General features: G+C 73.7%; 15 protein-coding genes. 3 read left to right on the forward strand and 12 right to left on the reverse strand.

The genetic code is table 11. From position 1 onward, the window contains the following. Positions 1–129: 129 nt before the first annotated feature. The 3 genes from AC07A6_RS32000 to AC07A6_RS32010 form a co-directional block, all read right to left on the reverse strand. Positions 130–732, reverse strand: a complete 603-nt coding sequence (locus AC07A6_RS32000; protein ID WP_478779454.1) for a dTDP-4-dehydrorhamnose 3,5-epimerase family protein — start codon at positions 730–732, stop codon at positions 130–132. Positions 733–786: 54 nt separating this feature from the next. After that, on the reverse strand, positions 787–1,857 hold the full coding sequence (locus tag AC07A6_RS32005; RefSeq protein ID WP_478779455.1) for an inosamine-phosphate amidinotransferase 1: 1,071 nt from the start codon (positions 1,855–1,857) through the stop codon (positions 787–789). Between the two features lie 65 nt (positions 1,858–1,922). Then, complete coding sequence (locus tag AC07A6_RS32010; protein WP_478779456.1) at positions 1,923–2,855, reverse strand: phosphotransferase; 933 nt, start codon at positions 2,853–2,855, stop codon at positions 1,923–1,925. 123 nt (positions 2,856–2,978) lie between these two features. On the opposite strand from AC07A6_RS32010, the gene AC07A6_RS32015 reads away from it, so the two are divergent. Continuing rightward, positions 2,979–3,767 (forward strand): inositol monophosphatase family protein, encoded by a 789-nt coding sequence (locus AC07A6_RS32015; RefSeq protein WP_478779457.1) that lies wholly within the window; start codon positions 2,979–2,981, stop codon positions 3,765–3,767. 27 nt (positions 3,768–3,794) lie between these two features. On the opposite strand, the gene AC07A6_RS32020 is transcribed toward AC07A6_RS32015, so the two are convergent. Together AC07A6_RS32020 and AC07A6_RS32025 are read right to left on the reverse strand one after the other, a co-directional pair. Beyond that, positions 3,795–5,030: a DegT/DnrJ/EryC1/StrS family aminotransferase gene (locus tag AC07A6_RS32020; RefSeq protein ID WP_478779458.1), complete on the reverse strand. Its 1,236-nt coding sequence runs from the start codon at positions 5,028–5,030 to the stop codon at positions 3,795–3,797. Between the two features lie 113 nt (positions 5,031–5,143). Beyond that, positions 5,144–6,676 carry a GMC family oxidoreductase gene (locus AC07A6_RS32025; RefSeq protein WP_478779459.1) on the reverse strand — a complete coding sequence of 511 codons (1,533 nt, stop codon included), beginning with the start codon at positions 6,674–6,676 and terminating at the stop codon, positions 5,144–5,146. A gap of 239 nt (positions 6,677–6,915) precedes the next feature. Here AC07A6_RS32025 and AC07A6_RS32030 point away from each other — a divergent pair, with 239 nt between their 5' ends. Continuing rightward, positions 6,916–8,190: a DegT/DnrJ/EryC1/StrS aminotransferase family protein gene (locus tag AC07A6_RS32030; RefSeq protein ID WP_478779460.1), complete on the forward strand. Its 1,275-nt coding sequence runs from the start codon at positions 6,916–6,918 to the stop codon at positions 8,188–8,190. Positions 8,191–8,223: 33 nt separating this feature from the next. Here the strand turns inward: AC07A6_RS32030 and AC07A6_RS32035 are convergent, their stop codons facing one another. The 6 genes from AC07A6_RS32035 to AC07A6_RS32060 all read right to left on the reverse strand — a co-directional run bounded on the left by AC07A6_RS32035 (position 8,224) and on the right by AC07A6_RS32060 (position 15,090). Beyond that, a complete protein-coding gene (locus AC07A6_RS32035; protein ID WP_362466742.1) occupies positions 8,224–8,868 on the reverse strand; it encodes an HAD family hydrolase in 645 nt (214 codons plus the stop codon). Positions 8,869–8,905: 37 nt separating this feature from the next. Next, positions 8,906–9,898, reverse strand: a complete 993-nt coding sequence (locus AC07A6_RS32040; RefSeq protein ID WP_478779461.1) for a phosphotransferase family protein — start codon at positions 9,896–9,898, stop codon at positions 8,906–8,908. After that, positions 9,895–10,614 (reverse strand): StsF protein, encoded by a 720-nt coding sequence (locus AC07A6_RS32045; RefSeq protein ID WP_478779462.1) that lies wholly within the window; start codon positions 10,612–10,614, stop codon positions 9,895–9,897. The genes AC07A6_RS32040 and AC07A6_RS32045 overlap by 4 nt, the downstream gene beginning before the upstream one ends. Positions 10,615–10,750: 136 nt before the next feature. Continuing rightward, positions 10,751–11,512: an SAM-dependent methyltransferase gene (locus tag AC07A6_RS32050; protein WP_478779463.1), complete on the reverse strand. Its 762-nt coding sequence runs from the start codon at positions 11,510–11,512 to the stop codon at positions 10,751–10,753. Between the two features lie 69 nt (positions 11,513–11,581). Then, complete coding sequence (locus tag AC07A6_RS32055; RefSeq protein ID WP_478779464.1) at positions 11,582–13,324, reverse strand: ABC transporter ATP-binding protein; 1,743 nt, start codon at positions 13,322–13,324, stop codon at positions 11,582–11,584. Next, positions 13,321–15,090 (reverse strand): ABC transporter ATP-binding protein, encoded by a 1,770-nt coding sequence (locus tag AC07A6_RS32060; protein ID WP_478779465.1) that lies wholly within the window; start codon positions 15,088–15,090, stop codon positions 13,321–13,323. The genes AC07A6_RS32055 and AC07A6_RS32060 overlap by 4 nt, the downstream gene beginning before the upstream one ends. 523 nt (positions 15,091–15,613) lie before the next feature. Between AC07A6_RS32060 and AC07A6_RS32065 the strand changes: the two genes are divergently transcribed. Next, on the forward strand, positions 15,614–16,900 hold the full coding sequence (locus AC07A6_RS32065) for an NAD(P)H-dependent oxidoreductase (RefSeq protein WP_478779466.1): 1,287 nt from the start codon (positions 15,614–15,616) through the stop codon (positions 16,898–16,900). A 54-nt stretch (positions 16,901–16,954) separates the two neighbouring features. On the opposite strand, the gene AC07A6_RS32070 is transcribed toward AC07A6_RS32065, so the two are convergent. After that, a complete protein-coding gene (locus tag AC07A6_RS32070) occupies positions 16,955–17,500 on the reverse strand; it encodes a DUF6882 domain-containing protein (RefSeq protein ID WP_478779467.1) in 546 nt (181 codons plus the stop codon). Positions 17,501–17,936: the final 436 nt, after the last annotated feature.

Genomic DNA, 17,936 nt, shown 5'->3' on the forward strand with positions numbered 1-17,936 from the left:
GGGTGACTTTTTTCCTTTTGTGGGGGGTGGTGTGGGGCGTTTGGGCCTCCCCCCTCTCCCCCCCCCCCCCCCCCCCACCCCCACCCCCCCCCCCCCCCCCCCCCCCCCGGTCCCCCCCCCCGCGTGCGGTCAGTCCGCGGCGCGCCCGCGCAGCGAGCGGTGGAAGGCGGCGCAGTCCTCGTAGGACGGGAGCAGGCCCCGCCGTTCCATCTCGTCGATCCCCGGGGCCGTGCGGTCCTTCTCCGAGAGCACCGGTTCGAGGTCCTCGGGCCAGGCGATGCCGAGGGCGGGGTCGAGCGGGTGCACCCCGTGCTCCCGTCCGGGGGCGTAGCCGCGCGAGGTGAGGTAGACGACGACGGCGTCGTCGGTGAGCGCCAGGAACGCGTGGCCGAGCCCCGCCTCGATGTACAGGCTGCGGTGCGGGTCGTCGAGCCTGACCGCCTCCCAGGAGCGGTAGGTGGGCGAACCGACGCGGATGTCCACCACCACGTCCAGGACGGCGCCGCTGAGGCAGGTGACGTACTTCGCCTGGCTGGGCGGCATCTGGGCGAAGTGCACCCCCCGCAGCACGCCCCGCCGGGAGACGGAGCGGTTGGCCTGGGCGACGCCGGGGTCGTAACCGAGCACGTCGCCCAGTGCCCGGCCGCTGTAGAGCTCCTGGAACTCGCCCCGGCCGTCGGCGAACGCACGGGTCTCCGACAGCCAGGCTCCTTGCACACTCAGCTGGCGCATCCGCGCCTCCTTGCGGGGTTTCGGTGGGTGACGCGGGGCGGGAGGGCCCGCGGGTCAGAAGCGGTACGTCTGCAGCGTTCCGGTCCTGCGGACGTCGAGGACGAACCCGTGGAACCCGCCGCCGAGGATCCGGGAGTGGGTCAGCCGCAGGGGCAGCACGTCCACGCCGTGCCGCTCCAGCACGCGCATCAGCTCCCGCTGCCGGCCGTCCACGACGACCAGGCCCGGCCGGACCACCAGCAGGCCCGTCCCGGTCCACGTCGAGCGGTGCGGCGCGTCCCCCGCGCCGCCGGTTCCGGCGGGGACGGGGCACTCGATCCGCCGCCAGGAGCGCAGCACGGCCGGCAGGTTGTCCTCGGTCACCCTGGACGGGTTGGTGAGGACCAGGCCGGGGCGGAGCGGGAGCAGGGTGAGGTCGAGGGGGGTGGGGGCGTGCAGCCCGCGGCAGGGGTGCACGGTGTAGGTCCCGCCCACGGCCGACTGCAGCCAGCGGGCCCCGAGTTCGTTGCCGCTGTCGGAGACCAGGTACAGCAGGTCGGTACCCAGCCGCAGCACGTTCGCGGCGTCGAAGACCGGCTCCAGTTCGCGCAGCCGCTCGCCGGGCGGGGCGCCGGGGTCGTACATCGCGCCGGCGAGGCGGGGCCCGGGCGCGGAGATCCATCTGCTGCCGCTGACGAGGTACTCGGTCAGCAGCTCCCGGTAGGCGAACGCCTCCGGGAACCGCGCGCGCGGGGCCGCCGGGGTCTCGATGACGGTGTCGCCGACGGTGAGCAGCCCGGCCCGGGGGCGGTGGCCGGGGTGGCCGGGGTGGCCGTCGGCCGTCCGGCCGGACAGGTCCGCGCGGTCACGGGTCCGGGGACGGCGGACCGTCACGCCGAGACCGCGCAACTCCTCGCACAGGCCTTCCAGTTCCTCTTCCGTCTCCTTGAGGACCCGGTCCGGCCAGGGTGCCGGGGCGTCGTCCGGCCACCGGCCGGGGCCCGTGCCCGGGGCCCCGCCGGTGCGTCCGGCGCACCCGACGGCGAGCGGGCTCCGGTCGGCTGCCGGCGGCCGGGCACCGCGGACGGTGCCTACGACGACCTCTTCCAGCGGGTCCCATTCGTTGTGGACGCTGACCAGGCTCACGGCGGTCCTTCGGTACGGGTCGGTCACGGTGGCGTGGGGAGGCGGTGGGCCCCGGCCCCGCGGGGTCAGGCGGGCGGGAGGTAGCGCGTCAGCCGGCCCCACATGGCGTCGTCGTCGGCGTCCCCGGTGTGGAGGCCGGTGAACCGGCCGGCGTACTCGGTGATCTCGGCGAGCACCCAGCGCAGTTCGTAGAACCGCAGGAAGACCGCGCGCCCCTCGGGGGCGGTGCCGAACACCCTGGTCAGGGCGGCCCAGTCGCGCTCCGGCGGGGCCCACATCGCCCCGCCCCAGTCGATGATGTCCACGCCCTGCCCGAACAGGACGTTCGTCGTGCTGGGGTCGCCGTGGGTCAGGGCGGGGCGTTCGCCGTGCCACAGGGCGGTGCACCGGTCGGCCACGGAGGCGGCCTCCTCGCGCAGCGCGGCGAGGTGGTCCCGCCGTCGCCGCAACAGGTCGGCCAGCCGGCCGCCGTAGGGCCCGCAGGCGTCCGCACCGCCGCCCAGGGCCGTCTGGAGCGCCTTGTCCAGGTCCTCCTCGAAGGGGAGGCGGAAGTCCTCGACGGGTATGCCGACGGACCGGGAGGCGGGCGGGTCGAAGGCGTGGACCTCACGCAACCTGGCCGCCAGCAGGTCGAGTTGCCCGGCGGTGGGGGGCGTGGGGGCGGCGACGGCGCGCTCGACGTAGGGAAACACCACGACGGGAAGTCCCGCGATCCGGTGGACGATCCGCCCGTCCCGCCCGGGGAGCGGGGCGAGGACGTAGTCCTTTCCGCTCTCGCGCAGCAGGAGCGGCACCTCGTACGCTGCGGGGAAATGGCCGTCCAGATCGCGGCGGACGCTGATCCAGAGGGGTCCGCAGCGGTACGACCAGCTGTCCTCTCCGAGCGGGAAGAACTCCGGCTCGGGTAATTCCCGTTCATCGGGAAAGAAGTTGCGGAAGTTTTCCTCGACAAGCCGGAGAAGGCTCCGGCGTTCCACGAGCGTGTTCTCCAAGAGCATGCCAGAGGCTAACATCGCGGGCCGCCGTGCGGCTTTCCCCGCCGGGTGTTCAACCAGTCGGCCGCCGAATGCGCGGAAAGCCGGGGTGTCCGCGTGGACGAGTCCCGTGGCTATGGTGGGCCGATGGTGAATGAAGGCGACATACGACTCGCGCACCGGCTCGCCGATCTGGCGGACGCATTGGCACTGGAATTCTTCGGCCGGCGTCCGGCCGCACGGCACAAGGAGGACGGCAGCCCGGTGAGCGAGGCCGATCTCGCGGTGGAGAAGGCCATGCTGGCGGTGCTGGCGGAGGAACGGCCCGGCGACGCGGTGCTGAGCGAGGAGAGCGGCACGCTCGGAACGGCATCGCGGCGCCGCTGGATACTGGACCCCATCGACGGCACGATCCCCTTCCTGGCCGGGCGGCGGGACTGGGGCACCCATGTCGCCCTGGAGGTGGAGGGGGAGCTCCGGGTCGCCGTGCTGAGCCGCCCGACCGAGGGCGTCCGGTGGTGGGCGGCGCGGGGCCGCGGCGCGTTCGCGTCCGCCCGCGGCGGGCCGTTGCCGGCCTCGCGTCCGCTGCGCGTGCCGCAGACGCCCGGGCCGCTCTCGGCGGCCCGGGTGGGCGGCTTCCTCATGCCGGACTCCCCCGTCGAGCCGGTGCGCGGCCGGATGCGGTGGATCGACTCCTCGGTGTGCCTGGTCGCCGATCTGCTGGAGGGCCGGGCCGAGGGGCTGGTCGACGAGGGCGGGCACGTCTGGGACCGGGCGCCCGCCGCGCTGCTGGTGGCGGAGGCCGGCGGCCGCGTGGACGACCTGCGCGGCGGCGGCCGGCTGGACGGGCGCTGGCTGGTGTACGCGGCGCCGGGCGTCGCGGACGAGCTGACCGCGCTGGTGCGGGACGCGGCCGGGCCCGGCGGCCCGGCCTGATCCTCGCGGGGCCGCCGGACCGGTCGGTCAGGCCGGGGTCTCGCCCTTGACCGCGCGGCGGAACGCCTCCGCCGCGCGCTCGATCTCCTCCTGGGAGGAGCCGGGGTGGACGCCGAACCCGGGGCCGAGGTAGCCGTCGGAGACGCCGGTGGCGAGGGCTACGGAGCGGCCGAGGACGCTGTCGGTGCGGGGCAGCGCACCGGCTTCGAAGGGGTGCGGGGCGGGGCGTCCCCCGGGGGCGCGGGACGGTACGACGGAACGGTCGCCGCGGCCGAACGCGGTGAGCGCGGGCAGCCCCCCGTAGTAGTGCGTCGGCGAGTCCAGGAGCGTCCGGGTGCGGAGCCGGCCGGCCACGTCCCGTGCGTGCGCGGCGTCGTCGAAGACGTACACGGCGGTCGTGCCGCACTCCCCCGCCGGGTCGTGCGAGTGCCTCGGCCGCGCTCCCGGCAGTTCACCGATCGCCTCGGTCAGCCGGCGCTTCACGTCGCGCACCCGGTCGAGGACGAGGTCCAGCTTGCCGAGTTGGGCGAGCGCGACGGCGGCGTGCAGTTCGCCGAGTCCCAGGTTCATGCCGAGCAGCAGATCGCCCTCGCCGTGGTCCTGGCGGTAGGGGAACCAGCCCTGGTCGTGGAAGGAGTAGGCCCGCTGGAAGACCGCGGGATCGTCGGTGAGCACGAAACCGCCCTGCAGCGAGGTGATCACCTTGTAGTGGTTGAGGGAGAAGGTGCCGGCGTCGCCCAGGGTGCCGAGCGGACGGCCGCGGTAGGTTCCGCCGGCGCTCTGCGCGCAGTCCTCCAGCAGGCGCAGTCCGTGCTCGTCGGCGAGAGCGCGCAGCGCGGCCATGTCCGAGGGCGCGCCCAGCATGTGCACGGGCATGATCGCCCGGGTGCGGGGGGTGATCCTGGCGCGCACGTCGGCCGGGTCGAGGGTGAGGGACTCGTCGACCTCGGCGAGCACCACGTCGGCGCCGCAGTGCAGCACGGCGGCGATCGAGGCGACGAACATGTAGCCGGGCACGATGACCTCGTCGCCGGGTCCGATGCCGAGTCCGACGAGGGCGGCGACCAGCGCGGAGGTGCCGCTGTTGACGCCGAGGCAGTGGGCGGCGCCGAACCGTTCGGCCGCGGCCTGCTCGAAGCGGCGGACCCACTCCCGCTCGCCGGGGTCGTCGAACGCCTCACGGTCGGCGTACCAGCGGTCGAGCACGGCCATGACGTTGGCGCGTTCCTCGTCGCCGAAGAAGCGGTATCCGGGTCCCGGCACGGTGGTACCTCCTGGGTGGGCTCGGTGGTCTCGGGGGTCGCGGTGGTCGCGGTGGTCGCGGCGGGGGGCGCGGATGCCGGCTCTGGGCGGGCCGTCGGGCGGGCGGAGGGGCGTCAGGCGCCGGCGAGCAGTCCGGCGAGCCGGCGGGAGAGCGCGATGGTTGTCAGGGACGGGTTGGCCGCGCCGAGCCGGGGGAAGACGGCCGGTCCGGCGGCGTGGAGGCCGGGCAGCGCGTGGAAGGCGTGGCCGGCGTCGAGCAGCCGGCCGAGCGGCAGGCTGCCGCCCTCGTGGTCCTCGGTGCCGAGCAGGCTCGTCCAGGTCTCGGGCCGGCCCTGCGGCTGGCTCCGGGTGCGGTCGGGCAGCACCAGGGTGTTGTCGCGGCCGGTGTCGCCGAAGCCGGTGAACTCCAGCGGGGCCGCGGGCACACCCAGTTCGCGGGCGGCCGTCGTCCAGAAGTCGTGCAGCAGGTCGCGCTGCGCGCCGATCACCTTGTGGTCCTCGGGCAGCAGCGCGGCCCGGACGTGGGCCCGCCATGAGGCGTCCCCGGCGGGCCTGCACTCCACGACGCTCTCCTGGTTGGGCAGCTGCTCCCCGGTGATCCGTACGTCCAGCAGCGCCCGGCCGGGCCCGTCGGGGTGCACGTCCATCCGCAGGTAGGAGCGGAGCTCCGGGTCGGTCGGCACGTGGTACGAGCCGGGCGGGGGCAGCGGGCCGGCCGGCAGCCGGACCGTGAAGCCCTGCACGAGGTGGTCGGCCAGGCCGCCGAGCCGCGGAGTGCGCAGGGCGCCCGCGGCGGCGAGGGCGTGCGCGGCGAGCCGGGTGCTCTCCACGGTGGCCGCGCACAGCACCACGGTGTCCGCGGCGACCGTGGCCGTGGTCCCGTCGGCGGCGCGCACCAGGACGCCCCGGGCCCGTCCGGCGCGTACGTCCACGGCGAGCACCTCGGTGTCGCAGCGGACCGAGACGCCGGGGGGCGGGGCGGGCCGGCCGTCGGGGCCGCGCCAGGCGTCGAGCGCGGTGTAGGCCTCCCAGTGGTCGGTGCCGGGCAGGCGCCGGCAGGCGCGGGGCAGCGGGCGGAACTCCTGGCCGCCGAGCACGGTCCGGCCGGGCTGGGCGGCGTCCCACAGGCGGCCGCCGCTCCACGCGGTCAGGTCCGCGGTGACCCGGTCGTACCAGGAGGGCTCGCCGACGGCGCCGGCGGTCAGGGCGGTGACGACCTCGGCGGGCCAGTCCGACGGGCCCAGGGCCCAGTCCTCCAGGGGCAGCACCACGCCGTGCCAGTACAGGGAGCGGCCGCCCAGCCTGCGGCGGAGCCCGGAGATGCCGGTGTAGTGCGGGGGTGCCTCGGACCGCCAGGACCGGTGGAAGTGGGGGTCTCGCTCCGGAGCGAACACCAGCTCGGTGGCGTGCGTCTGGGAGTGCGTCATGTGGATGTGGGCCAGGTCCTCGCCGGGCCCCGCCTCCAGCAGCAGGACGTCCTCGGCGCCGTGGGCGGCCAGCGCGGCGGCGAGTTCGACGCCCGCGAGTCCGCCGCCGACGATCACGGTCCGGGCGTGCCGGGGGACGGGGCCGGAGGGGGCCGTCCCGCCCGTCCGGTGGGTGCCGGTGCCGGTGCCGTCGTGCCGCTTCCGGGGATTACCGGACATCTCTGACTCCTTCACCTGATGCTTTCCCGCCTTTGGTCGCGAAGACGCGAAGAACTGACCGGCTATTCGGCCGTCCGGTCAGCCGCAGCGTACCGATACGTTCGAGTGCGCGCTTTCCTCGGTCGAACGGGACGGGGTGCGGATCTGTTCGGAGGCACTCTTCTCGCTGTGGCGTACGGCGAACGGAGGTGCGTAACTTTCTCTCCCCATCCGTCGAATTTTCGAAAGCGAGGGCAGACATGGGAAATGCACTGGCTATCGCCGGTGGACCGCGTCTCACGGACCGGGAGTGGCCGCGTTGGCCGCAGCCGGGCGAGCGGGCGCTCAAAAGTCTCGAAGACGTATTGACGAGCGGGCGCTGGACCATCAGCTGCGCCTATCAGGGCCGGCAGTCCTACGAACGGCAATTCGCGGAGTCTTTCGCGGACTACTGCCGTTCGGCACTGTGCGTGCCGGTGGCCACCGGAACGGCCGCGCTGGCCATCGCCCTGGAGGCGTGCGGGGTCGGCGCCGGTGACGAGGTGATCGTGCCCGGCCTCACCTGGGTTGCGTCGGCGTCGGCCGTGCTGGGCATCAACGCCGTTCCGGTGCTGGTGGACGTCGATCCGCGGACCTACTGCCTGGACCCGGCGGCCGTGGAGGCGGCGATCACCGAGCGGACCCGGGCCATCACCGTGGTGCACGCCTACTCGGCCGTGGCCGATCTGGACTCCCTGCTCGACATCGCCCAGCGGCACGGTCTCCCGCTGATCGAGGACTGCGCGCACGCGCACGGCGCCCGCTACGGCGACTGGCCGGTGGGCGCGTTCGGCACTGCGGGCGTGTTCAGCATGCAGGGCAGCAAGCTGCTGACCTGCGGCGAGGGCGGAGCGCTGGTGACCGACGACGCGGACGTCGCGAACCGGGCGGAGCATCTGCGCGCGGACGGGCGGGTGCTGCGGCCCGGGCCGGTCGGGGTGGGCGAGATGGAGCTGGAGGAGACCGGCCGGATGATGGGCAGCAACGCCTGCCTGTCGGAGTTCCACGCGGCGGTGCTGCTGGACCAACTGGCCCTGCTGGACGGGCAGAACGCCCGCCGGGTACGGGCCGCGGAGCACCTCGGGGGCCGCCTGGACGAGATGGGGCTGACGGTCCAGGAGACCTCCCGCGGGACCACCGACCGCGCCTACTACCGCTTCATGGTGCGGCTGCCCGACGAGGTGCTGGCCGTGGCGCCGGTGGACCGGATAGCCCGCGCGCTCACCGCCGAGCTGGGCTTCGCGGTGATGCAGACGCACCGGCCCCTGAACGACAACCCGCTGCACCGGCCGGCCTCGCGCCGGCGGTTCGCCACCGACACGCGCCACTTGGAGCGGGTGGATCCGGCCCGGTTCGACCTTCCGGTCGCCACGCGTCTGTACGAGAGCGTGGTGAGCTTCGGCCACGAGGTGCTCCTCGCCCCGCTCGACGCCGTCGACGACATCGCACGGGCGTTCCGGAAGGTCCTGGACAACGTCCGGGACATCCCCCGCTGAAGCCGCCCCCTCGGGGCCTCCCGAGGGGGGCCCTCACGGCTCGGACGGCAGCGCGTCGCCCCGCACCGCCGGTCCGAGCCGATCCGCGAAGACCTCCGGGACGGACACGTGCAGGGTCCGCATGCCCAGTCCGGTCCCCACCCGCAGCACCGTGGTGCGGTCGTCGACGAGCAGGGTCTCGGCGGCCGTCGCACGGCAGGCGCGCAGGGCCTCTCTGAAGAAGGAGGGCGCCGGTTTCACCCGGCCCGTGCGCCAGGACGAGCACAGCGTGTCGAACAGCGCGAAGTGTCCGTACGCCTCGTCCTTCAGGCGGTCCCAGTGCTCGGCCTCGTTGTTGGTGAGGACCAGCCGCACGTCCGGCCACCGCTCCCGCAGTTCCCGCAGGACGCGGAAGCTGTCCGGGTGGGGGCGGACGCTGTCGAGGTACGCGCGGTCCATCCAGCGTCCCTCGGCGGGCGTTCCGGCCACGGGGCCGCTCCCGCCGGCGACGAGCCGTGCGATCACCCGGTGCACGTGGCTCGCGCCGCTCTCGTACCGGGGCGCGGACGCCTCCACGCGCCGCGCGAGTTCCCCGCGGTCCACGCCGTAGCGGTCGGCGACCCGGTCGAGGAAGTCCGTCTCCTCGTTGACGTTGTTGTACAGCACTCCGCCGGCGTCCACGAACAGCGTCCGTATCATCACCCCGCCTCTCCCCGGGGACCTCGGGGCCCCGGACTCAACGCCCCAGCAGGGGCTCGTAGTAGCCGCCGTCGCCGTGCGCGCACGCGACGAGCATCCGGTACGGCTCCCAGTCCCGGTGGTCCTTCCGCCCGGGCTTGGCCAGCTCGCGCTCCAGGCCCCAGGTCTCCAGCTGGATCGAGTGGCCGATCAGCAGGGCGGCGTCGTCGTCGGTGCGCAGGAACGGGGCGGCCAGTGCGGTCACCGTCTCCTGCAGCAGCGCGCGGCCGGCGCGTTCCGCGCTGGTGGTCCCGGTGCCGGGCTCCGGGGGCGCGAAGGCCGTCTTGACCAGTTCATTGAGGTCCAGCTGTACGGGGGCGAGGACCGCGAACTCGAAATCCAGCAGGGACACCACGTCGGTGCCGTCCCACAGGGCGTTCACCGGGGAGAGGTCGCCGTGGTTGAGTACCCGGGGGGCGCCGGGCAGGGCCGCCCAGTGCCGTTCCAGGGCGGCGGACAGCCGCTTGCGCTCCCCTGCCGTGAGCACGTCCGCGGCGTGCAGCCGCCCCAGGGCGGCGTCGGCCTCGTCCGGGGACCGCGAGTAGAACGGGTTGTGGGAGCGGGCCAGGGGCGCGGCGGCCGCCGGGTCGACCCGGTGCGCCGCCCGTGCCCGCTCCCACAGCCGCCGCGTCGCGGCCACGCGCTGCTGCCCGTCCAGGCCGGCCCAGGCGTCGTCCAGGCAGACCGCCTCGATCTCCCGGGTGACCACCCACTCGAAGCCGCGGGTGCGGCCGGACGCGAGGACCTCGGGATAGCGCACCTCGGGGGGCAGCACGGCGGCCAGCCGCGTCTCGCGCACCAGGTCCCGGGCCGCGGTGGTGCCCGCGACCCGTACGGCGAACCCGCCGCCGAGCCAGGTGGCGTTGGTCCGGCCGGACGTGCGGCGGGCGGACCGGAAGTCCGCGCCGTGGCGCCGGAAGACCTCCTCGGCCACGGCGGCGACCTCCGCGGCGCGCGCCGCGCGTTCGGCGGCGGTCGTGACACCGGTCATCGGCGGGCCATGAGCCGCAGCGAGACGACCAGGCGCAGCGGGTCCCGTCCCTCGGGCAGCCGGAGCAGCGGCGGGACCTCGTGCCACATGCGGGGGCCGAGCAGCCTGGCGTCGCCCTCGCGGTCGTACATCGGTTCCAAGTAGCCCTCGCGCAGGACGCGCATGGTGCCGACGGTGTCGTAGCAGAGCGGGAACTGGAGGTTGAACCGGTCGAGGTCGGTGTCCTGCTCGGCGCCGTGCGGGCCGATGTAGTCGCCCTCGCGGTAGGCCAGGAGGAACACCCGCTCGTAGCGCAGGGAACGGCCGGTGATGGTGTCGACGACGGGCAGCAGTTGCCGTGCCGCGTGTTCGGCCCAGTCGAGGAGGCCGTGGTCGCGGAGGACGGCCGTGACGCGTGCGGAGTGGGCCGGGGAGTCGGATTTGGCGTCGAGGCGCTGGAACCGGAAGCCGTAGCCGAGCCCGCCGTCGTCGGAGCTGTGCTCCTGGGCGTCGACCAGGGGTTCGTCGCCCAGTTGCCGGTACGCCGAGAGGGCCGCCGCCTTGAGCGCGGTGGCGTCGACGACCTGTGGTATCTGGGCGCACCGGTACGAGGCGTAGTGGGCGCGCAGGGCGTCGACGTCGATGTCGGGACCGGAGGTGCGCAGCGGGCCGATCGGCACGGTGGGGCGGATGGCGTCGGTGGCGGTGTCAGTGGCGGTGTCGGTGTCGGTGTCCACGGGAACCCCTCTTTCGCGAATGGTGGTCACGGTGAGTCGTCTCGGGGAGCGGCCCGGCGCGCACGGCACCCGCCGGGGCGGGTGGTCCGCGCGCCGGGACGGGACGAGGTGGGGGGTGGGGCGGGGCGGGGCGGGCTCAGGCGGTGCCGAGCACCACCAGGCGGCGGCTGCTGACGGTGAAGGGGCCGCCCGTCTCGTTCATGACGCGTGCCTGGGAGAAGCCGGCGGTGCGGAACCACTCCAGGATCTCGGGGGCCGTGAACATGCGGACGCTGTAGCGGGCCCGCTCCACCTTCCCGTCCCGGATCGTGATCTTCTCCGCGTAGTAGCGGCTCGCCTCGGCGTCCAGCTCCTGGATGTCGATCGCGAGGTCCTGTCCGCGGCGCAGGACGTCGACATGCATGTCGTGGTTGGCCAGCACGCTCGGGATGTGCCGGTACGGGGAATGCATGTCGAGCAGGAAACGGCCGCCGGGCCGGAGTGCGCGACGGTAGCGCCGGAGGATGTCCCGGTCCGTTTCGTCGTCGAAGTAGCCGAAGGAACTGTACCAGGAAACGGCGGCGTCGAATTCTTCCTCGAAGGACATCTCGCGCAGGTCGACGTGCCGGTAATCGACCTCGACCCCCATTTTCGCGCTCTCGTCGCGGGCCATCTCGAGAAAGCGCTCGTCGCGGTCGACACCGACCACCCGATAGCCCCGAGAGGCCAGTAGGTTGGCATGTCGGCCGTGTCCGCACGGCGCGTCCAGAAGACGTGTTCCCGGCTGGAATCCACCGAGTGCGACCATGCTCGACGCCTCGATCCCGCTCAGTTCCGAGGTGAGGTCGGGAAGGTCGAAGTAATCGTAATCGTCGCCGAAAAGGCTGTCCCAATCGACGTGCGGCTTCCTTGGATTCATATCGCTCAGGCTAGGACCGGAGCCGTATGTGCCGCAATGATTTCAATAGCCGTGCGAACGGATTTGATTTCATTCGCCGTGCCAGGCGCGCCACAGGGCGGCATAGGCGCCGTCGGCGGCCAGCAGCGCGTGGTGGCTGCCCAGTTCGGTGATGCGGCCCTTCTCGACGACCGCGATCCGGTCGGCGTCCTCGGTGGTGTGCAGCCGGTGCGCGATGGCGATGACGGTCCGGTCGCCCAGCACGGCGGCCAGGGCCCTCTCGGCGTGCCGTGCCGTGGCCGGGTCGAGCAGCGCGGTGGCCTCGTCGAGCACCAGGGTGTGCGGGTCGGCGAGCACCAGCCGGGCCAGGGCGACCTGTTGGGCCTGTGCGGCGGTGAGCGGGTGCCCGGTGGAGCCGACCTGGGTGTCCAGGCCGTCGGGGAGCGCGGCCGCCCAGTCGCCGGCTCCGACCACGTCCAGGGCGCGGCGCGCCTCGGCGTCGTCGACGCCCGGCCGGGCGAGGGTGAGGTTCTCGCGCAGGGTGCCCCGGAAGATGTGGTGCTCCTGGGTGACCAGGGCGATGCGGCGGCGCAGTTCCGCGGTGCTCAGCTCGACCAGGGGGACGTCCCCGACCCGGACGGTGCCGGAACCGGGGTGGTAGATGCCCGCGAGCAGTTTGCCGAGGGTGGACTTGCCGGAGCCCGACGGGCCGACGACGGCGAGCCGTTCGCCCGGCGCCAGGTCCAGGTCGACGCCGTGCAGGACGGTGCGTCCGGGCACGTAGGAGAAGCTGACGTTCCGGACGCTGAGGTCCCGGCCGCCGGGCCGGGCGCCGGTCGGCTCGCGGTCCGCCGGCAGCTTGCTGACACCGAGCACCCGGGCGAGCGAGGCCGAGCCGATCTGGAGCTCGTCCATCCAGCTCAGGACGTCGTCCAGCGGGAAGATCAGCTGCCGTACGTAGAGGGTGGCGGCGACCACCTGTCCCAGCGAGGCCAGTCCGCCGGCGTGGAGCGCCCCGCCGATGGCGAGCGTGGCCACCAGCGGGACGGCGTAGCTGAGCTCCACCGTCAGGTACCAGGAGCTGCGCAGCCACATCGTGCGGTGCTCGGCCCGGTACGCCTCGGCCAGGTCGCGGTCGAGCGCCCGGCGGCGCCGGTCCCGGAGGCCGAACGCCTCGGCGGTGCGGGCGCCGGGGACGGTCTCGGCGAGGGTGTCGCCGAGGGCCACGTAACCGGCGGCGCGCCGGCGGTAGGCGACGCCGGAGCGGCGCAGGTACCAGCGGGTGCCGGCCCACAGCAAGGGGACGACGAGCAGGCTGGGCAGCGCGGTGAGCGGGCCGACGAGCAGCAGGGCGCCGAAGGTGAACAGGCAGGTGAGCGTGGCGATCAGGGTCTCGGGCGCGGCGTAGCGGACGGTGTTGGTGAGGGCGTCGGTGTCGCGTGAGGCACGGGTGATCAGGTCGCCGGGCTCGGCGTCCTCCACGGTGGAAAGCGGCAGCGTCACCACCCGGTCGACGAAGTCCTCCCGTACCTCCGCGGTGATCTTCTCGCCGAACCGGCAGGAGCGCTGGACCGCGGCGTAGGTGAGTACGGTCTGGCCGGTCAGGGAGGCCAGCAGGCCGAGGGCGAGCAGGTCGACGGCGGCGATCGTGGTGCCGTCGGCCACCTCGTCGACGAGCCGGCCGATCAGCCAGGGCGCGACCAGCCCGCACACCGCGGCCAGTCCGTGCAGTGCCAGCAGCCAGGTGAGGTCGCGGCGGTGGCCGCGGGCCAGGACGCGGGCGTGCGCGCGCACCTCCGCGGTGTCGGCGACCGGCAGCGCGACCGTGTTCATTCCGCGCTCCTTCGGGCGACGGGGGCGGTGGGGGCGGTCGGGGACGCGGCCCCGGCGGGGTCCTCGCCGGTCTCGCGCTGGATGGCCAGGCGGTACCGGGGGTCGGCGGCCAGCAGTTCGCGGTGGCTGCCGGTGGCGACGACCGAACCGTCGTGGACGAAGGCCACCCGTTCGGCCCGTTCGAGCAGCAGGGAGCTGGAGCTGACGAGGACGGTGGTGCGGTCCGCCCGGGCGGCGCGCAGCCGCCGGCCCACCCGGTCCTCGGTGTGGGCGTCGACGGCCGACGTGGGGTCGACCACGACGAGGACGTCGGGGTCGGCGAGCACGGCGCGGGCGAGGACGAGCCGTTGGCGCTGGCCTCCCGAGAAGGGGCTGCCGTCGGCGGTGACGGCGGTGTCCAGTCCGTCGGGCAGCGACTCGACGATGTCCTCGGCGGCCGCCACCCGCAGGGCGGCGAGGACCTCCTCGTCCCCGGCGGCGCCGTGCGGGTCGAGGTTGTCGCGCAGGCTGCCGCGGAAGAGCCTGGGGCGGTTGTCGACCACGAGAATCCGCCGGCGGACCTGCTCGGTGCGCAGTTCGCGCAGCGGCAGTCCGCCGTAGCGGACGGACCCGCCGGTGTAACCGCCCAGGCGGTCGGCCAGGTGCGCGCCTTCGGCCGGCGGTGCCACCACCACCAGGAAGGAGCCGGCGGGGACGGCCAGTCCCGTGTGCTCGTCGACCAGGTCGTGCGCGCCGGCGGGCACCGGGGCGCCGGCTCCTGCGGCGTCCGGGGAGGTGGTGGGCAGGGCCAGTACGGCGATCACGCGGCGGGCGGCGACATGGGCCCGGGCGAACCGGTCGGCGGTGTCGGTGAAGATGGCGAGCGGTTCGACGAGGAAGGCGGCGTACGCGTAGAACGCGACGAGTTCGCCGGGCGTGACCGTGCCGTTCAGGGCGGCGCGGGCGCCGATCCAGGTGACGGTGCCGACCAGCAGGCCGGGCAGCAGCACCTGGGCGGCGCGTATCAGGGCCTCCGCCCCGGCCACCTCGGAGCCGGCGGCGCGCACGCGCTGCGAGCGCTCGCGGTAGGAACGGGCGAAGGAGGTCTCGCCGCCGACGCCGCGCAGGACCCGCAGTCCCGTCACGACGTCGGTGAGCCGGGAGGTCAGCTCGCCCTGGAGGTCGCGGTAGGCGCTCTGCCTGCGGTGCAGGGGGCGCAGGGTGTAGCCCATGGTGAGGATGATCGCGGGCAGGACGACGATCAGGAGGAGGCCGAGCGAGGGCGACTGGTCGAGGAGTACCGCGGCCACCAGGATCGTCGAGACGACGGCGCCGAAGGCCCGGCCGACGACGTCGAAGGCGTTGCCGATGGTGGTCATGTCCGAGGTGCCGACGCTCACCAGTTCCCCGTCGTCGACGCGCCGTTCGAGGCCGGCGCCGAGCCGGTCCGCGTGGCCGACCACCAGCTGGACCGTGCGGAAGCCGGCGGACAGGGCGTTGTGCATGCTCAGCCGGCGGCGGAGCATGCCGGACACCGCCTGCACCACGCCGAGGCCGAGGAGCACGGCGGACCACGCCCAGACGGTGTTCATGTCGCCGGGGACCAGTCCCTCGTCGACGGCCTCGCGGATGACGACCGGCACGAGCGCCTGCGAACCGAGCCAGAGGAGGCCGAGGAACGCCGCGGCGCTCAGGGGGCGGGCCATGCGGCCCGCGAGCCACAGCAGGTACCTGGAGGCGGAGCGGATATCGGGATGACCCGGGTCTGCGACGGGAAGCGGGCGCATTGCGTGAACATATCGAGCGTTCCGGCCGGTTCGTCAACTCCCGGTTCGGAACACCGGTTTCCCTGTTCGACTGCCGACCGTCCGCAGTCGAAATCCGGGAGTCGCGGCACACCGGCACACCGGGGGCGGGCTCCGTGCGGTGTGGAACTCTTCCGCCATCCGCAGGGAAATGCCACCGTTCGGGAAAGGCCGCCGCACGCCCGAAAGCATCCGGAAGGATCCGGAAGGATTTCGGCGTGCTGTGCGTACGCGGTCGGCGGGGCGGCAGTTGCCCGGCCTCGTGCCACCGACCTAGCCTCGCAATTCCATGACGCACCGACAGGCATCGGAGATTTGCCATGCTGGTTCACGCCACCTCGCCGAGGGGTGCGGCACTCCCGGGCCGGAAGCGGCCGGAGGACGGCCGCGGACCGTCCGCCCGCTCCCGCCGTCCGTTCCGGCTCCCGTTCCGGCTCCCGTTCCGGCTCACGACGGTGCGGGCTCCGCGCCGCTCCCGGTCGGCCGGAGCCCCGGCGGGCCGCCGATGATCATCGTCGACGCCGCGCTGCGCCGTCGCGCGGAAGAGGGCCGGCCGATCCGGGTCGGCATGGTGGGCGCCGGTTACATGGGGCGGGGGCTGGTGCGGCACATCACCACCTCGGTGCCCGGCATGCGGGTGGCCGCCATCTCCAACCGGAACCCGGACAACGCGGAACGCGCGTACCGGGAGGCGGGACTGGCACCCGTCCGGGCCGGGCGCTCGGACGCGGTCTCGGCGGCCGTGGCCGCCGGGCGGCCGGTCGTCACGGAGGACGCGTTCGCCCTGATCGGGGCGGAGGGCATCGACTGCCTGGTGGACGTCACCGGTGCGGTGGAGTTCGGCGCCAGGATCACCGTCGCCGCCATCGAGCGCGGCCTTCCGGTGGTGACGATGAACGCCGAACTCGACTGCACGGTCGGCCCGTTGCTGGCCCACCGCGCCCGCGCGGCCGGCGTGGTGCTCACCGGGGCCGACGGCGACCAGCCCGCAGTGCAGGCCAATCTGCTGCGCTTCGTGCGCAGTCTGGGCGTCACTCCCCTGGTGGCCGGCAACGTCAAGGGGTTCCAGGACCAGTACCGCACCCCCACGACCCAGCAGCCGTTCGCCGACCGGTGGGGGCAGAACGTCCACATGATCACCAGCTTCACGGACGGGACGAAGGTCTCCTTCGAACAGGCCATCGTGGCCAACGCCTTCGGCTTCACCGTGCCCAGGCGCGGCATGTACGGGCGCGACCACACCGGACACGTGGACCAGCTGACCGAGATGTACGACGTGGACGAACTGCGGGAGCTCGGCGGCATCGTCGACTTCGTGGTCGGCGCCAAGCCGGCACCCGGCGTGTACGTGCTGGGGACCCACGACGACCCGGCGCAGCACACGTACCTGGAGCTGTACAAGCTCGGGCGCGGCCCCCTGTACAGCTTCTACACGCCCTACCACCTGTGCCACTTCGAGGTGCCGCACACCGTGGTGCGCGCCGTGGACTTCGGCGACGCCGCGCTGACCCCGCCCGCCGGCCCCCGGGTCGACGTGGTGGCCACCGCCAAGCGCGACCTGCCCGCCGGCACGGTGCTGGACGGGATAGGCGGCTACGACACCTTCGGGGTGGCCGAATCGCACGCGGTGACGCGCGCCGAAGAGCTGCTGCCGATGGGCATCTCCGAGGGGTGCGTGCTGCGCCACGCCGTCGCCAAGGACACCGTGCTCGGCTACGGGGACGTGGTCCTGCCGCCGGGCAGGCTCGTCGACGCGCTGCGGGCCGAGCAGGACAAGCTGTTCGCGGCCTGACCCCGCCGCAGGCTGACGGTGTGCGAGCGCAGGGGCCAGGGCGCCGACCCGGCGCTAGCCGACGTTGATGTCGAAGGTGGAGACGCTGCCGTCCGCGCTCGTCAGGGTGACCGGCCCGAAGGTGATGATCACGTAGGAGGAGTTGCCGCCGGGGCCCTTGTAGTACCCGGTCGCCCCGGTGATCCGGAAAGCCAGGGCGGCGAGCGTCGAAGCCATCTGCTCGTCTGCGTCGATCGTGGGCTGGGCCAGCCCGGGATGCCCGTTGGCCTCCGCCCAGTCGCAGAAGCGGCGGGAGTCGCGGCTCATGCCGGGAAGGAGGCTCTGGTTGGCCCAGGCCCACAGCCACGAACCCGCCCTCGGGGCGAAGCTGCCGAGGATCTGCGCCGGCGCGGTGGCGGTCTTGTCGGGGAAGGTCCAGGTGATGACGCCGGTCGTCTGGTCCAGATCCCAGCGGTCCGCCGAGCCCAGGCCCCAGGACATGTGGGCCCGACCCACCTGCTCGATCATGTCTTCGCCCTGGAGCAGGAGCACGCTCAGGTCGGCCCCCTCCTCAGCCTGACCAGCACCATCCGCCTTGTTGGACCGCTTGAACATTCCCATGCCCGCGGAGTCTGCCAGACTCCTCCGCCGGGGCGGCGACGACCCCTCGCACCTGTGACCTCGACACCGGGAGGGTGGGCAGCGGGACATCCTTCCCGGTGCGGGGACGCAAGACGCCCGCCAGTTGGCGGGCGTCCGAAGCCTCGTATCTCGCCACGTCGTTCTCCACCGCCGCGAAGGTGCGGGCGACCGTGTCCGGCCTGACCGGCACCATCGACGTGATCGCCTTCACGGGCGACGCCTCCTGGGGCGGGTACGCGATGGTCTCGGGCCGCTGGATCGACGAGCCCGGCGAGACCGTGGTCCCCCACTTCCTTCCTGACCACCACCGGCACCCGCATCGGCGCCACGGTCACCCTGAACGGCCTGGCCGGGCCGGTCACGGTCCGGATCGTCGGCGAGGTCCTCGACCCCCGCAACGACCGCAGGCAGGCCT

This window comes from Streptomyces sp. NPDC044002 (genome assembly GCF_056434525.1).

What these genes read in the sequence shown, in the direction of transcription:
- AC07A6_RS32010 (WP_478779456.1), bottom strand. Translation starts at nt 2,855, where the DNA reads ATGCTCTTGGAGAACACGCTCGTGGAACGCCGGAGCCTTCTCCGGCTT.
- AC07A6_RS32055 (WP_478779464.1), bottom strand. Translation starts at nt 13,324, where the DNA reads ATGAACACGGTCGCGCTGCCGGTCGCCGACACCGCGGAGGTGCGCGCG.
- AC07A6_RS32000 (WP_478779454.1), bottom strand. Translation starts at nt 732, where the DNA reads ATGCGCCAGCTGAGTGTGCAAGGAGCCTGGCTGTCGGAGACCCGTGCG.
- AC07A6_RS32060 (WP_478779465.1), bottom strand. Translation starts at nt 15,090, where the DNA reads ATGCGCCCGCTTCCCGTCGCAGACCCGGGTCATCCCGATATCCGCTCC.
- AC07A6_RS32030 (WP_478779460.1), top strand. Translation starts at nt 6,916, where the DNA reads ATGGGAAATGCACTGGCTATCGCCGGTGGACCGCGTCTCACGGACCGG.
- AC07A6_RS32015 (WP_478779457.1), top strand. Translation starts at nt 2,979, where the DNA reads ATGGTGAATGAAGGCGACATACGACTCGCGCACCGGCTCGCCGATCTG.
- AC07A6_RS32035 (WP_362466742.1), bottom strand. Translation starts at nt 8,868, where the DNA reads ATGATACGGACGCTGTTCGTGGACGCCGGCGGAGTGCTGTACAACAAC.
- AC07A6_RS32050 (WP_478779463.1), bottom strand. Translation starts at nt 11,512, where the DNA reads ATGAATCCAAGGAAGCCGCACGTCGATTGGGACAGCCTTTTCGGCGAC.
- AC07A6_RS32040 (WP_478779461.1), bottom strand. Translation starts at nt 9,898, where the DNA reads ATGACCGGTGTCACGACCGCCGCCGAACGCGCGGCGCGCGCCGCGGAG.
- AC07A6_RS32070 (WP_478779467.1), bottom strand. Translation starts at nt 17,500, where the DNA reads ATGGGAATGTTCAAGCGGTCCAACAAGGCGGATGGTGCTGGTCAGGCT.
- AC07A6_RS32025 (WP_478779459.1), bottom strand. Translation starts at nt 6,676, where the DNA reads ATGTCCGGTAATCCCCGGAAGCGGCACGACGGCACCGGCACCGGCACC.
- AC07A6_RS32065 (WP_478779466.1), top strand. Translation starts at nt 15,614, where the DNA reads ATGATCATCGTCGACGCCGCGCTGCGCCGTCGCGCGGAAGAGGGCCGG.